The organism is Vreelandella neptunia (assembly GCF_022489065.1).
GTDB classification, from domain to species: domain Bacteria; phylum Pseudomonadota; class Gammaproteobacteria; order Pseudomonadales; family Halomonadaceae; genus Vreelandella; species Vreelandella neptunia_A.
On the sequence record NZ_JAKVTW010000018.1, the window covers coordinates 25526 to 40426 of the forward strand.

The following is a 14901-nucleotide window of genomic DNA, read 5'->3' on the forward strand; positions in this document are numbered from 1 at the left end:
GGGCTAAGCGGCTTAAGCTGGCACACCGCTATGAAAACGAAAAGCCGTATCGGACGAAGTAATCAGCTCCGCTTCACGCGCTACAAAAAAAGCGATCCGCTCATCAATAGAGTTTGAAGTTTGCTGGCGCGCCAGTAACAAGTAGTCTTCAAAATGACGACCTTCTGACTTCACCAAGGTGCGATAAAACTTGGCTAGCTCTTCATCTAAATAAGGGATCAAGCAAGCGAATCGTTCACAGCTACGCGCTTCAATAAGTGCGCCAATGATTAGCACATCAATTAGCCGTTCGGGATCATTGCTACGTAAGTGGCGTCTAAGGCCTTCAGCGTAGCGAGATGCTGTTAAATGCTGGTAGGCAACCCCACGTGCTTCCATTAGCGCAACCACTTGCTCAAAATGCAGCAGTTCTTCGCGCGCTAGTTGCGACATTTTGCTTAGCAACAGCGGTTGATCAACGTAGCGATAGAGCAAACTCATTGCCGTGGAAGCCGCTTTTTTCTCACACTGAGCATGATCGATAAGCAGCGTTTCAGGGTTTTCAAGCGCCCACTGCAACCACTCCCTAGGGGTATCGCAGGCCAAAAATTGGTACAGACTTTCTGGCAGCAGATCATCAGCTTTTAAACCATGGTCAGCCGTCTGCAAGACGCTTTTATGTAATGCACTGGGTTGTATCAACATAACACCATTACCGATCTTGTATTTCACTATTGTACAACATATAAGCGCGCAAGGCGCTTAGTCCCTGTTGCCTGCGGTTCTTGAAACCTTACATCTTCTATTTCTAATGTAGCAGCGTACCCAAAAGCGCTCCACACACTTTATAGGCACAGCTTATAGTCACTGTGTGCCTAGCGACTTTTTCCCTAGCGGCCACTTGCCGCTACAGAGCAGCACGATGACGCTAGGGTAATAAATTGAGGACTATGGTAACGCGCTGTAACGTCAATCACACCCGCACACGCTTAGGTTGACTTAGAAACAGGAAAAAACTTTCCTGAATTTATGCTAATCGACTAATAAAAAGCGTTTTTTTGATTCATTTTGATCCCGACATAAACACAAAGTACAAGACACGCTTCTTCTTGCCATCTTAACATTGTCGACAGTTTGCCGTAGAATCTCAGCCATCCAACCATATGCTGTTTGTCAAGCGTATGTCATATGTGAATGGCCCTGCTTTTAAAACTGCGCAGCCAACACCGTGCAACGTTTAGGCCGTCACCATAAAGTAAATGAGAACGTAGATGAGAGGGCCCCAACGTGCTTGAAGCTTACCGCCAACATGTCGAGGAACGTGCTGCTGAGGGCATCCCGCCCAAACCCCTAACCGCCGAACAAGTAGCGTCACTGGTTGAGCTACTAAAAACGCCACCGGCCGGTGAAGAGGAGTTTATTCTTGATTTAATCACCAATCGCGTTCCGCCGGGCGTGGATGAAGCCGCCTATGTAAAAGCGGGTTTTCTAACCGCGGTTGCGAAAGGTGAAGCAAGCTCACCGCTGATCGACAAGATTCATGCCGTTAAGCTGTTGGGCACCATGCAGGGTGGCTATAACATAGTTTCGATGGTCGAACTGCTCGATAACGAAGAACTCGCCCGTGAAGCAGGTGAACAGCTTAAGCACACACTGCTTATGTTCGATGCCTTCCATGACGTAGAAACACGAGCGAAAAACGGTAATAGCGTTGCCAAAGAAGTGATTCAATCTTGGGCCGATGCTGAGTGGTTCCTCTCTAAACCAGCGCTGGCTGAAAAAATCACTCTAAGCGTGTTTAAAGTACCCGGCGAAACCAACACAGATGACCTGTCTCCCGCGCCGGATGCTTGGTCACGCCCGGACATTCCGCTGCACGCCAATGCCATGCTCAAAAACGAGCGCGACGGCATCGAGCCTGTAACACCTGGCACCACCGGCCCGCTCAAGCAGATCGAAGACGTTAAAGCCAAAGGCTTCCCGGTCGTATACGTAGGTGATGTAGTAGGTACCGGCTCATCGCGTAAATCAGCCACCAACTCCGTTCTGTGGTTCTTCGGCGATGACATTCCTTACGCACCGAACAAGCGCGCTGGCGGCTTCTGCTTTGGTAGCAAAATTGCGCCGATCTTCTTTAACACCATGGAAGATTCGGGCGCCCTGCCGGTCGAAATGGACGTTACCAACCTGACCATGGGCGATGTCATCGACGTTTATCCCTATGCAGGTAAAGTGTGCAAACACGATAGCGATGACGTCATTACTACCTTTGAACTTAAAACGCAGCTGATCCTTGATGAAGTACGCGCTGGCGGCCGTATTCCACTGATCATTGGTCGCGGTCTGACCGGTAAGGCGCGGGAATCGCTGGGTCTACCGACCTCTGACGTCTTCCGCCTACCTGATCAGCCCAAAGATACCGGCAAAGGCTTTACCTTAGCGCAGAAAATGGTGGGTAAAGCGTGTGGTTTAGATGGCGTTCGCCCCGGCATGTACTGCGAGCCCAAAATGACCACCGTTGGGTCACAAGACACTACCGGTCCCATGACGCGCGATGAATTGAAAGACCTTGCCTGCCTGGGCTTCCAAGCCGATCTGGTCATGCAGTCTTTCTGTCACACCGCTGCTTACCCGAAGCCAGTTGATGTGGACACGCATCACACTCTGCCTGACTTCATCATGAACCGTGGCGGCGTCTCACTGCGCCCCGGCGACGGCATTATTCATAGCTGGCTAAACCGTATGCTACTGCCTGACACAGTCGGTACCGGCGGCGACTCGCACACGCGCTTCCCGCTGGGCATCTCGTTCCCGGCAGGTTCAGGCCTGGTAGCCTTTGCTGCTGCCACCGGCGTCATGCCGCTGGATATGCCAGAGTCGGTACTGGTTCGCTTTAAGGGCCAGCGCCAGCCTGGTGTTACCTTGCGTGATCTAGTACACGCTATTCCGCTCTATGCCATCAAGCAGGGCCTGCTGACTGTTGACAAATCCAACAAGAAAAACGCCTTCTCTGGACGCGTGTTGGAAATTGAAGGTCTGGAAGATCTCACTGTCGAGCAAGCGTTTGAACTTTCTGATGCGTCTGCCGAGCGCTCTGCTGCTGGCTGTACAATTACCCTGTCAGAAGAGAGCGTGACCGAATACTTGAAGTCCAACATTACCCTGTTGAAGTGGATGATGGGCAATGGTTATGGTGACGAACGCACCATTAGCCGTCGTATTGAAGGTATGCAAGCATGGCTGGCTAATCCGAGTTTGATGCGCGCCGACCAAGATGCCGAGTATACTGAAATTATCGAGATCGATCTGGCTGAAATCAAAGAGCCGGTTCTCTGTGCGCCGAACGACCCAGACGATGCACGTTTGCTGTCTGAAGTCGCCGGCCAGAAAATCGACGAAGTCTTTATCGGTTCTTGCATGACTAACATCGGCCACTTCCGGGCTGCTGGCAAACTGCTTGAAAAGCAGCCTGCTGGCAGTTTAAAAACCCGGCTGTGGCTGGCACCACCGACTAAAATGGATCAGCATCAGCTGACCGAAGAGGGCTACTACGGTATTTACGGCCGTGCAGGTGCACGCATGGAAATGCCGGGATGTTCACTGTGTATGGGTAACCAGGCGCGCGTTGCTGCCAAGAGCACCGTTGTGTCTACGTCTACACGGAACTTCCCGAACCGCCTTGGTGATGGTGCCAATGTGTACCTAGCCTCTGCGGAATTGGCGGCCGTTGCCGCAGTAGAAGGACGCCTACCCAGCGTTGAAGAGTATCAGCGCTATATGGGTGAGTTTGACGCCATGGCGGGCGAGATTTATCGTTATATGAATTTTCACGAAATTGAGGAGTATCAAAAGATCGCCTCAAACGTGATTCCGGTCGCTCAAGAAGCTTAGTTGTTAATAGCACTTGAGGCCGCCCCATCGCCGATGCTCGCACCATCGCAGAAAATGTAAAACATTGCATTTTCTGAGTCGATGACCGAACGCCCCGCCACTGATCTTCAGGGCGGGGCGTTTTTTATGTACACCCTTGATAGAGCTTGGGATGGCAACCGTTTTTACCCCTAGGAGCATATGATGACGAACTCGATTGATATAGTGACGCCGGATCTTTGCGATGCGCATCCTGAGGTCGCAGTGCTTGACCCACTGTTTGCCAATTTTGGCGGTCTTGAAGCCTTCTATGGCCCTATTCGTACGATAAAGTGCTTTGAAGACAACTCCATGGTCAAGCAGGCCGTCGCCGAGCCGGGTAACGGCGCAGTGCTGGTGGTTGATGCAGGTGGTTCGCACCGCTGCGCCATGCTGGGAGATATGCTCGCCGAACAAGCCGTGGCGAATGGTTGGGCGGGCGTTGTCATGTACGGTTGTGTGCGCGATGTGGAAATACTCGCCGCCCTGCCAATCGGCGTGCAGGCGATGGGCAGCCATCCACGCAAAAGTGAAAAACATGGTGAAGGCCAACGTGATATCGACGTAACATTTGCCGGTGTTACCTTTCAGCCTGGCCAGTGGCTGTATGCCGATAACAACGGCATTATTGTTGCCAAGCATGAGTTACCGTTGCCCTAAGTATTCAGAACATTACGTCTCAAAGCTAATCGATCCGCTTGCCAGGCGTGGCGGTTACTGCCACCCTGGTGACTCATTCTTACCGTTTAGTGACGATGCAGCCTTTGACCCATCTTGGCTCTGCCTTACTGCGCACACTGCGCGATCATCTTCGCCCTTTGATCGCCTATCATCTGTTTTTCACGCTGCTCGCTTCTGCTTTGCTGCTGCCCGCGATTACCTGGGTAATTCGTGGGTTACTTGCCCAACTCAACCGCACCGTCGTCACCAACGATGAGCTGATTACGCTGCTGTTTAGCCCTCTCGGTTTAGTCGGCATGTTGATAGGGCTTGGGTTTGCATTTCTGATTATTTATTGGCAGCAGGCGGGCATGTTGCAGGTGGCCGTCCGACCACGCGATAACCACTATCGGCTGGCCCTAGAAGCACTCTGGCTGAGCACCCGTCGGCTGCCCGCCCTGGCGGGACTTGTCATACTTCAAGTGGGCACACACTTATTACTACTCGCACCCTTTATGCTCGGCCTAACGTGGCTTTACGACTTCTGGCTGAGTGGTATAGACCCTTACTATTTACAGCGAGTCCGCCCACCCGCGCTCTGGTATTTCATTGCCTGCGCCCTACCTCTGATCATTGCCTGGATATGGGCGGCATCATGGCTCTATCTGCGCTGGCTGCTCGCCCTGCCCTTCGTGGCCCTGGAAAGCTGCCCCCCCTGGCAGGCTCTGAAACGGAGCGTTAGCTTAACTCGCGGTTGGCGACGCTCAATTGGTGCAGCGGTGCTGCTCTTGCTGGTGATCATTATCAGCCTTCCGCTGCTGATCACTCTGCTATTTGACCGCCTCTTCACGCCCCTGCTGTGGTGGCTACCCGAGCATAATGCTGTGCTGATTCCGGCGATGCTGGCGTACCTACTGGGCTATGTGTTGGTGACGCTGGCCATCACATTTGTGGGTATTGCCACCAACGCCCTGCTTTCTGCGTGTTTATATATGCAGCTAGCCCATCGTGAACCTCGCCCAGCGGCCCCGCCGGAAGATACGACTGCAGGACGTCTTGCCTGGGTGGTTGAACTCAGCGTGCTTGTTTTTGCCGGTCTTCAAGCGTGGTGGATTCTGAATAGTTTTGAAATACGCGACAACGTTGCAGTGATCGCCCATCGAGGAAGCTCCATGGTAGCGCCAGAAAACACCCTGGCTGCATTGGAGCAGTCCCTGGTTGATGGTGCCGACTATATTGAAATAGACGTACGCTTGAGCAGTGACCAGCAGGTGATGCTTTACCACGACCGCAGCATGGCGCGGCTAACCGGTGACAACCGTGAGTTTGGTGAGCTAACCAGAGAACAACTGAGTCAATTCGATGTAGGCAGTTGGTTCGGCGATGCGTTTCAAGGTGAGAATATTCCGGGCTTGGATGAGGCTCTGCAAAGAGTACGCGGAAAAGCCGGATTGATGATCGACATCAAGCCCCTGCCGGGTCAAGAGCAGGCGTTAGCCAATGCAGTAATAGCTACTCTTAATGCAGAAAGTGACCTTCGCTATCGCTGCTGGGCGACCCAACAAAACGCCTATGACGGCTACACCGCCTGCGGTTTCCCTAATGCACGTATGGATATGCGCATGGCAACCATGTCTCCATCATTACTTGAGCATATCAACGCCCGCGCACCAGAGTTGCGAGTGACGTTGCTGGCGCAACTCATCTTACCCGGTACGCTTAATCGTCGCGGCTTTGATGCACTAGGGCTTCGGCACAACCGCATTACCGAAGGGGAAATTCGTTTAGCACGGCTCTATGGGTACGAAATACATGCCTGGACAGTCAACGACCGTACCAGAATGTCGACGCTAATCGATCTGGGTGTCGATGCTATCATCACCGATTACCCAGATCGCTTAACAGCGCTTATTCAAGACCGCCGCGAGCTCAGTGACGGGGCGCTAATGCTGGTGAAGTTGCGCAACTGGTTACGTCAATGAGCTGCGAGTTAATCACCCATAACAACGCCTTCACGACGTGGATCGGCACCGCCAAATAGAGTGCCATCATTTAGACGCATGATCGCTTGAAGCCCACTGGTTAGTTCTCGCTCGCTCACCGTGTGGCCTCGTTCGCGGAGCGCTTCTATCGTTGCCTCGGGGAAGCGACCTTGCTCAACAAACACATCACCGCCCAAAGTAATGGCATGTGGTAGATTGAGTGCCTCCTGAGCACTTAACCCCCAATCGCGCAACGCCACTAGGGTTCGTGCAGTGTAATGAATAATCGCTGCTCCACCCGGTGAACCTAAACTGGCCACTAGCTCACCGCTCTCCTGATCGAAGACCAGCGTGGGGCTCATGCTGGAACGTGGACGCTTCCCAGGCTCTACCCGGTTTGCCACCGGATCGCCATCCAGGACAGGTTCAAACGAGAAGTCGGTCAACTCATTATTGAGTAAGAAGCCACCCGCCAACCCGGTGCCACCATCGGATAAAATGCGTGAGCCAAACGCCTGCTCAATCGTCGTCGTCATGGCCACTGCGTTGCCGTCTTCGTCCACAATGCTTATATGACTAGTGCCATACTCTGGCTGATCAGGCTGACTTGCCCAGCTAACCGCAAGCTCGCCGGGGTTACCCGGCTCAGCGCTATCGCCCATACTCATCTCTTCAATGAGTTGACTGCGCTGCTGTAAATAGTCCGGCGCCAACATCAACGACCAGTCACCACCGGGTGCCTCTACAAAATCGGGATCAGCAATGTAGCGGCCGCGATCAGCAAATGCCAACCGTGACGCTTCCAGGAACTGGTGCAACCATCCGCTGCTTGAAGTGCCATTATCTAACGGAGCTTCAAGCAGCGGCTGCTGATCCAGAATGCCCAATATTTGCATAACCGTGAGGTGGCCAGAAGAAGGCGGTGGGAAACCACACACTTCCCACTGCTGCCAGGGTGTACACAGCGGCTCACGATCAAGTGCCTGATAACCACTCATGTCCTCAAGCGTTAAACTGCCGGGCCGCTCAGGGTGATTCTGAACCCGTTCAACGATGTCTTCCGCCACGGCACCCTCATGCAGGGCGGCGCTACCTTGAGTGGCTACGCGACGTAGAACCTCTGCCAGCGCCGGGTTTTTAAGCGTATCCCCCACTGCAATGGGCTCACCATTGTCATCGTAGTAGAACTGGCTTGCTAACGGGTCTTGGCGCAGGAATTCATCATTTGCCAAGCTGGTGTGCAAACGATTACTGACGGCAAAGCCCTCCTCCGCCAACGTGATAGCGGGCGTAAACAGCTCCTCCCAGGCCAGTTCACCGTGCTCTGCGTGAGCCTTCTCCAGCATTCGTAAGGTGCCTGGAACGCCAACCGATAGACCACTCACCACTGCATCGTTAAACGCCAGTGGCTCGCCATCCTGCATAAAAAGCTCACCATCAACCGCCTGGGGTGCGGTTTCTCGGCCATCATAGGCGCTCACATCATTGCCGTCGAAATGCATTAGAAAAGCACCACCACCGATCCCGCTAGATTGCGGCTCCACCAAATTCAGCACCATTTGTACCGCAATGGCTGCATCAATGGCGTTGCCACCGGCTTTGAGAACTTGGTAACCGGCATCCGTCGCCAAAGGGTTGGCAGCAGCCACCGCAAATGACTCAGCTGCCCAGCCCGGTTTCTCTTCGTAACCGGACTCAGTCTCGGGCGAAATTGAGGGTGCTTCGTAGCTAAAACCCCAGCTATATAATGGCGCCACCAGCAAAACAGGCAGTGCGAACTTAACTGACTTTGAGGACATCTCAGCGCTCTCCGCGACAAATTAAAAAAACCACTCCAGAAGAGTAGCCTATAAAAACAACAACGCCCGGCACAATGGCCGGGCGTAAATTAGTCAAAATAAATATAACTACTCGATTTTTTGCCCTGCGAGCATAAACCAAGTCTCCAACACGGCGTCAGGATTAAGTGATACAGAATCGATCCCCTGCTCCATCAACCATTTAGCCAGATCGGGATGATCTGATGGCCCCTGGCCGCAGATACCGACATATTTACCCTTGGCTTTACAGGCCTGAATCGCCATGGCCAGCAGCTTTTTAACGGCGCCATTACGCTCATCAAACAGATGCGCCACAATACCGGAATCACGATCCAAGCCTAGCGTCAGTTGGGTCAAGTCATTTGAGCCGATAGAGAAACCATCGAAATACTCTAGGAACTCATCGGCCAATAGCGCGTTAGCGGGCAGCTCGCACATCATAATCACTTTAAGCCCTGTAGGACCTCCCCGCTCCAACCCATTGGCGGCTAGCAGCTCAACCACCTCTCGGGCTTCATCAGTAGTGCGTACAAAGGGCACCATGATTTCGACATTCTCGAAGCCCATCTCTTCACGCACCCGTTTAAGGGCACGGCACTCGAGTTCAAAGCAGGGCCGGAACGCCTCAGAAATGTAGCGTGATGCCCCTCGGAAACCCAGCATAGGGTTCTCTTCACCGGGCTCATAGAGCTTACCGCCAATCAAATTTTCGTATTCATTGGATTTGAAATCAGAAAGCCTCACGATGACGCGCTGAGGATGGAATGCCGCCGCCAGCGTTGAGATACCTTCAACCAACTTATCGACATAAAAGCTCACCGGGTCAGCATAGCCCGCGGTACGCAGATCGATCACCTGCTGTAAATCAACAGGCAGCGTGTCGTACTCCAGCAACGCTTTAGGGTGAACGCCGATCATCCGATTAATAATAAACTCCAACCGCGCCAAGCCAACACCGGCATGGGGCAAACTGGCAAAACCAAATGCGCGATCAGGGTTGCCTACATTCATCATGATCTTGAAGGGGATTTCCGGCATGGCGTCGACGCTTGAAACCTTGCAGTCAAACTCCAGCAGACCTTCATAGACATTGCCGGTATCGCCTTCTGCGCAGGAAACCGTAACGTCGATGCCTTCTTTTAACTGTGTGGTCGCATCGCCGCAGCCAACCACCGCGGGAATACCCAGTTCGCGAGCAATAATGGCCGCGTGGCAGGTACGTCCACCCCGGTTAGTCACGATGGCGGAAGCACGTTTCATGATGGGCTCCCAGTCCGGGTCCGTCATGTCAGTGACCAGAATATCGCCATCGTGGATCTTGTCCATATCATCAGGACTCATCACCACTTTGACGGCACCTCGGCCAATGCGCTGACCAATCGCCCGGCCTGTGATTAGCGTGCGGCCCTTCTCACGAAGCTGGAAGCGCTCAAGCTTACCGCCCTCCTGCTGGGAGACCACCGTTTCAGGACGCGCCTGAACGATATATAGCTCACCATCATCGCCATCTAGCGCCCACTCGATATCCATAGGACGCTGGTAATGCTGCTCAATGGTCATGGCCTGTCGGGCCAGCTCCATTATTTGCTGATCATTAAGACAGAAACGGCCTCGATCCTGGTGCGGCACATCAACCGTTTCTACCGATTTACCCGCACTGGCGTCCTGACCGTAAACCATTTTGATCAGCTTGGAGCCTAAATTGCGCCGCAACACCGCCGGGCGCCCCGCTGCAAGCGTGGGTTTGTGGACGTAGAATTCATCTGGATTAACCGCGCCCTGCACGACGGTTTCACCCAAGCCCCATGAGGCCGTCACGAATACCGCATCCTTAAAGCCGGATTCAGTGTCTAGGGTAAACATAACCCCTGCCGCGCCGGTCTCGGAGCGCACCATCTTTTGCACACCCGCAGACAGCGCGACATTCTCGTGGGCATAGCCACGATGCACTCGGTAAGAGATAGCGCGGTCGTTAAACAGAGAAGCAAACACTTCGTGAACGGCACGCTTAATATTGTCAAAACCTTCAATGTTCAGGAAGGTTTCCTGCTGCCCAGCAAAGGAGGCGTCAGGTAAATCTTCTGCCGTGGCCGAACTACGTACCGCCACTTTTAACTGAGGGTGCTGTTGCTGCAACTGACCGTAAGCATCGCGCAGTGCCGCTTCAAAGGTAGGCGGCAACGGCGTATCGATTATCCATTGGCGAATGTTGCGTCCCGCCTCGGCTAGCGCTTTCACATCGTCCACGTCCAAGCGCGCCAGAGTGGCATTGATGCGCTCGTTAAGGCCTTCGTGGGAGAGAAACTCGCGGTACGCATGAGCGGTAGTGGCAAATCCGCCAGGCACCGTTACCCCAGCACCTGACAAGTTGGAAATCATTTCACCAAGCGAGGCGTTTTTACCACCCACACGTTCGACGTCTGACATGCCTAATTGATCGAACCACAGAATGTACTCTTCCACGTAACCCCCTCGCTCATAGACATCGACATAATCACTGGTTAAGTCGTTACGACTTAGGATCATGGATTATTGATTGAGACACCCTAGCACCGCGCTAATGTATTCGCCATTGGTCTAACAGCGAAGGGAATGGAGGATTTTTACAACAGCAGCGCTTTTTAAGCCATTTGTGTAGCCAGTTGCTATCAGCATGCCTCAAAACCGCCATAGCAAGTTGCCCTGACAATCGGCTCGGCACACAATAGGGCCGATACTCACCAGTGGATGTCACTATGAAACGTACGGCTTTTTTTATCTCAGATGGCACCGGCATCACGGCGGAAAGTTTAGGGCGTAGCCTGTTAGCCCAGTTCAGCGATGTTGAGATCGATATGCAGACCAAGCCCTATATCGATACGCTGGAAAAAGCGCAAGCGTTAGCAGCGATTATTGAAGCGACGGCGAGCAGAGACGGGCAGCGCCCAATCATCATTGATACCATCGTTGACCAACAAATACGCAACGTTATTCGTCAGGCCTCTGGGTTTAAAGTGGATATCTTTTCAACTTTTTTAGAGCCGCTGGAACAGGAGTTGGACACTCACTCCTCCTATAGCGTTGGGCGCACCCACTCGATTGGTAGCGATGATGTCTATATGGACCGTATCCACTCGGTGCACTTTGCGCTGGATAATGATGATGGTGCACGTACTCACCAATACGACAAGGCAGATATTATCCTGGTCGGCGTCTCACGCTGCGGCAAGACTCCCACCTCACTCTATCTGGCGCTTCAATTTGGTATTCGCGCGGCCAACTATCCGCTGACGGAAGATGATTTAGACGAAGATGGTATGCTCAAACTACCCAAAGCGTTAACCCCACACCGCCAAAAACTCTTTGGTTTAACCATTGATGCACGGCGTTTATCAGCAATACGCAATGAGCGACGCCCCAATAGCCGATACAGCTCAATGGATCAGTGTCTACAAGAAGTGGAGCAAGCAGAATCACTCTATCGAACGATGCACATCCCCTTTATTGATGCGACGCGCTTTTCGGTAGAAGAGATTTCAACGCGGATGATTGCAGAAACAGGGCTAGCGAGGCGCTTCTCGCCCCGCTAATGACAGCAATTTGGGCAAACTACATGCCTTTAGGGGCAAAAATACCTGGCGCGTTCCGCCAGTAGCCTTTGTAGTCCATACCGAAGCCAAACACATAACGGTCGGCGACTTCTAAACTGCAGTAGTCGGCTTTTAAGCCTGGTACTGCTTTGCGATTATGCTGCTTATCCACCAGCACCGCAGTCGTTACACTGGCTGCCTGGGCCTCTTCACAGTACGCAAGAATCGCTGCTAGCGTCGCGCCTTCATCCAATATGTCATCGACAATCACCACATGGCGGCCTGCCATTGGCACTTCTGGAGAAACGCGCCAAAAGAGCTCACCACCGCGCAGCTCGTTGCGGTAACGAGTGGCATGCAAATAATCTACTTCGAGTGGAAAGCCTAAACGGGTCAGCAAATGACCTGTGGTAATTAGGCCTCCGTTCATCACGCAATAAAAGACCGGCAGTTTGTCCCCCAGGTCTCGGGTGATCGCTTCCGCCATGCGATCAAGCGCCCTCTCTACCTCTTGCTGAGAAATCAGGCAGTCTGCGTTATCCATCAACTCACGCATTGAGTCCAACGACTCTAAGGCTTCTTTATCCAACTTTGACATCTAAACTCCAGGCGGGTTAAAAGCTTGGTTTACATTAGCTGTGTGCATTTACAACGCAGTCGGTTCTGGCTTATCAGCCAGCGCTTCCAGCTTAGCGTGGGCTCGACGCCATCGGCCCAGCGCGCTTAGCGCATCCAAATCAGGACGTGCTCGGCTGTAGCGCAGCTTAGCGGGACGCTTTGTTTCAACGCCTTGGCAAGTCTCGATTACCTCAAGCGCGGCTGCTCGGTCGTTGCATACCAGCAGCATATCGCACCCCGCCGCTAGTGCTGCCTTGGCACGCTGCTTGGGCCCACCCGCTTCATGGGCGCCCGCCATACTTAAATCATCAGAAAAGATGCAGCCTTTAAAACCCAGCGACTCACGCAGCATACCTAGCCAACTCGGAGAAAATCCGGCAGGACGGGCATCAAAAGCGCTGTAAATCACATGGGCGGGCATTATGCCTTCTAACTGCGCGGCGAGATGAGTAAAGGGTACAAGATCACGCTGCTTAATGACCTCTAGTGGCCGGTCATCTACCGGCAGAGCAACATGAGAGTCAGCCGCGACGCCACCATGGCCAGGGAAATGTTTGCCCACGGCGGTCATTCCGGCATCGTGAAGGCCTAAAATGAAAGCGCCGCCAAGGTCTGCTACATGCTGGGGGTCACTGCTGAAGCTTCGATCGCCAATAACGCTTGAAACCCCGCTCTCCACATCCAATACCGGTGCAAAGCTAAGATCCAATCCGCAGGCCGCCATTTCCATCCCCAGCAGCCAGCCTGCATCTTTTGCTAATGCAAGCCCATCCTGCGGATGGTCAGCGTAGCACTCGCCAATACGCGCCATTGCCGGAAGACGAGTCATCCCCTCTTTAATACGTTGGACACGCCCCCCCTCTTGATCAACGCCAATCAGTAAATCAGCGCGTACGCGTCGAATATCGCTACAGAGCTGACGCACCTGGTAGCCGTTTTCAACATTACGGGCAAATAAGATTACGCCCCCTACCGCCGGTTCAAGCAGCAAGCGCTTTTCTGCGGCCGTCAATTTCGTGCCTTCAAGGTCGAGCATGACCGGGCCTAACGGTTGAGTCATCGTGACAGGTCCACCAATGAAAGGGGAGATGATTCTAGACGATCGTCTAGCGGTGTCAAAACCTGATTAATCAAAGCACTGCCGACCGCCGTGTAACCAAACCGGCGTGCCCGGCACCGCTAGCGAAAAGATATATAGCAAATCACTATTGCGTAACCGAATACAGCCGTGGGAGGCGGCGACCCCCATGGGTTCGTCAGGCGGCGTACCATGGAGATAAATATAGCGCCGCTGAGAGTCTACCTGCCCACCTCGGTTGACGCCTTTTTCTAACCCGCAAAGCCACAGAATACGTGTCAATATCCAGTCCCGCTCAGGGTGCACTTCAGCAAGTGCAGGAGAGAAGGTCTCGCCAGTCCAACGTCGACCGCGAAATACCGCATTCTCTGGCATCTCGCTACCGATAGCAGCTCTTACATAGTGCCAACCATGGGGCGTTTTACCGCTGCCATTGCGCTCTCCAATGCCGGCGGCACCCGTCGATATCTCACACTCGTGGAGCACTTTTGGTCCTCGCCAACAGCGTAGCTGTTGCTGAGTGGTATCTATCTCTAACCAGATGCTCTCCGTTGGGGGTAGCTCAGCTAGCCTGGGCGTTAGCATATTTTCCTTCTTCAAGTGCTGGGGGTAACGGCGCATTCATGGCAGCAACCACAACCGGACGCAACCGTCGAACCAAATCCCGCACGGTGACCTGCTCGTGATAATCCTTTTCGGCAATATCGCGCAGCGCATCAAGACCAGAAAGGGTAAAAATCACCGTGCCGAGCATGAAGTGTAGCCGCCAAAAGCGTTCTGCGTCAGGCAAGTCAGGCGTTGCTTGACGCACAAGTTCAGTGAAACGAGTAAACACGTCGCCATACTCTTGCTGAATATGGCGTCTAAGATGTCCTTGGGCTTGACTGTAAGCCAAGCCTAGCAAACGCATAAAGACTTTTAGACTATTGCGCTCAGCGGGTACTGCCAGAACCGTGGTAGCCATGGTTTCGAGTAGCGTTTCAAGCGGGATAACGCGTCCTTCGTGCTGAGCTTCAAGCTCGTCGAGGGCGGTATGAAAACGCTGGGTAAAGGGGTCCAAATAGCGTGAAAAAACGGCCTGAATCAAGGCTTTCTTGGAACCGAAATGGTAATTAACAGCTGCTAAATTAACGCGCGCTTTGCTAGTGATGTTGCGCAGCGAAGTTTCAGCGAAACCTCGCTCTGCAAACAGCACTTCAGCGGTATCGAGTATACGCGTCACCGTATCAGATTGAGCCATGTTGCTCTCCAGGGAAACGGGTGTTTAAAACATTGCAAAATATTAT

At 53.1% G+C, this 14901-nt stretch carries 11 protein-coding genes; 4 read left to right on the plus strand and 7 right to left on the minus strand.

Annotation, left to right across the window (positions count from 1 at the left end):
- Positions 1-12 precede the first annotated feature (12 nt).
- A complete protein-coding gene (locus MLE19_RS18655; RefSeq protein WP_240719624.1) occupies positions 13-684 on the minus strand; it encodes a tRNA-(ms[2]io[6]A)-hydroxylase in 672 nt (223 codons plus the stop codon).
- A 582-nt stretch (positions 685-1266) separates the two neighbouring features.
- Here MLE19_RS18655 and acnB point away from each other — a divergent pair.
- The 3 genes from acnB (at position 1267) to MLE19_RS18670 (ending at position 6530) form a co-directional block, all read left to right on the plus strand.
- Positions 1267-3870: a bifunctional aconitate hydratase 2/2-methylisocitrate dehydratase gene (gene acnB, locus MLE19_RS18660; protein WP_240719625.1), complete on the plus strand. Its 2604-nt coding sequence runs from the start codon at positions 1267-1269 to the stop codon at positions 3868-3870.
- Positions 3871-4050: 180 nt separating this feature from the next.
- Entirely contained in the window at positions 4051-4548 is a 498-nt protein-coding gene (gene rraA / locus MLE19_RS18665) for a ribonuclease E activity regulator RraA (protein WP_425356821.1), read from the plus strand.
- Positions 4549-4643: 95 nt separating this feature from the next.
- Positions 4644-6530: a glycerophosphodiester phosphodiesterase family protein gene (locus MLE19_RS18670; protein WP_425356822.1), complete on the plus strand. Its 1887-nt coding sequence runs from the start codon at positions 4644-4646 to the stop codon at positions 6528-6530.
- Positions 6531-6538: 8 nt separating this feature from the next.
- Here MLE19_RS18670 and ggt read toward each other — a convergent pair whose 3' ends face one another.
- Together ggt and ppsA are read right to left on the minus strand one after the other, a co-directional pair.
- Entirely contained in the window at positions 6539-8329 is a 1791-nt protein-coding gene (ggt, locus tag MLE19_RS18675) for a gamma-glutamyltransferase (protein WP_240719628.1), read from the minus strand.
- Between the two features lie 108 nt (positions 8330-8437).
- On the minus strand, positions 8438-10813 hold the full coding sequence (gene ppsA / locus MLE19_RS18680; RefSeq protein WP_240719687.1) for a phosphoenolpyruvate synthase: 2376 nt from the start codon (positions 10811-10813) through the stop codon (positions 8438-8440).
- A 272-nt stretch (positions 10814-11085) separates the two neighbouring features.
- Here ppsA and ppsR point away from each other — a divergent pair, with 272 nt between their 5' ends.
- Positions 11086-11919, plus strand: a complete 834-nt coding sequence (gene ppsR / locus MLE19_RS18685) for a posphoenolpyruvate synthetase regulatory kinase/phosphorylase PpsR (RefSeq protein ID WP_240719629.1) — start codon at positions 11086-11088, stop codon at positions 11917-11919.
- A 19-nt stretch (positions 11920-11938) separates the two neighbouring features.
- Here ppsR and MLE19_RS18690 read toward each other — a convergent pair whose 3' ends face one another.
- From MLE19_RS18690 to MLE19_RS18705, 4 genes are all read right to left on the minus strand, one after another.
- Positions 11939-12517, minus strand: coding sequence for a hypoxanthine-guanine phosphoribosyltransferase (locus tag MLE19_RS18690; RefSeq protein ID WP_007114399.1), 579 nt, complete (start codon positions 12515-12517; stop codon positions 11939-11941).
- Positions 12518-12565: 48 nt separating this feature from the next.
- On the minus strand, positions 12566-13597 hold the full coding sequence (nagZ, locus tag MLE19_RS18695; protein ID WP_240719630.1) for a beta-N-acetylhexosaminidase: 1032 nt from the start codon (positions 13595-13597) through the stop codon (positions 12566-12568).
- Positions 13598-13663: 66 nt separating this feature from the next.
- Positions 13664-14200 (minus strand): L,D-transpeptidase, encoded by a 537-nt coding sequence (locus tag MLE19_RS18700; protein WP_240719631.1) that lies wholly within the window; start codon positions 14198-14200, stop codon positions 13664-13666.
- A complete protein-coding gene (locus MLE19_RS18705; protein WP_240719632.1) occupies positions 14178-14855 on the minus strand; it encodes a TetR/AcrR family transcriptional regulator in 678 nt (225 codons plus the stop codon). The genes MLE19_RS18700 and MLE19_RS18705 overlap by 23 nt, the downstream gene beginning before the upstream one ends.
- Positions 14856-14901: the final 46 nt, after the last annotated feature.

What these genes read in the sequence shown, in the direction of transcription:
- MLE19_RS18655 (WP_240719624.1), bottom strand. Translation starts at nt 684, where the DNA reads ATGTTGATACAACCCAGTGCATTACATAAAAGCGTCTTGCAGACGGCT.
- rraA (WP_425356821.1), top strand. Translation starts at nt 4,051, where the DNA reads ATGATGACGAACTCGATTGATATAGTGACGCCGGATCTTTGCGATGCG.
- MLE19_RS18670 (WP_425356822.1), top strand. Translation starts at nt 4,644, where the DNA reads ATGCAGCCTTTGACCCATCTTGGCTCTGCCTTACTGCGCACACTGCGC.
- ggt (WP_240719628.1), bottom strand. Translation starts at nt 8,329, where the DNA reads ATGTCCTCAAAGTCAGTTAAGTTCGCACTGCCTGTTTTGCTGGTGGCG.
- ppsR (WP_240719629.1), top strand. Translation starts at nt 11,086, where the DNA reads ATGAAACGTACGGCTTTTTTTATCTCAGATGGCACCGGCATCACGGCG.
- MLE19_RS18690 (WP_007114399.1), bottom strand. Translation starts at nt 12,517, where the DNA reads ATGTCAAAGTTGGATAAAGAAGCCTTAGAGTCGTTGGACTCAATGCGT.
- nagZ (WP_240719630.1), bottom strand. Translation starts at nt 13,597, where the DNA reads ATGACTCAACCGTTAGGCCCGGTCATGCTCGACCTTGAAGGCACGAAA.
- MLE19_RS18700 (WP_240719631.1), bottom strand. Translation starts at nt 14,200, where the DNA reads ATGCTAACGCCCAGGCTAGCTGAGCTACCCCCAACGGAGAGCATCTGG.
- MLE19_RS18705 (WP_240719632.1), bottom strand. Translation starts at nt 14,855, where the DNA reads ATGGCTCAATCTGATACGGTGACGCGTATACTCGATACCGCTGAAGTG.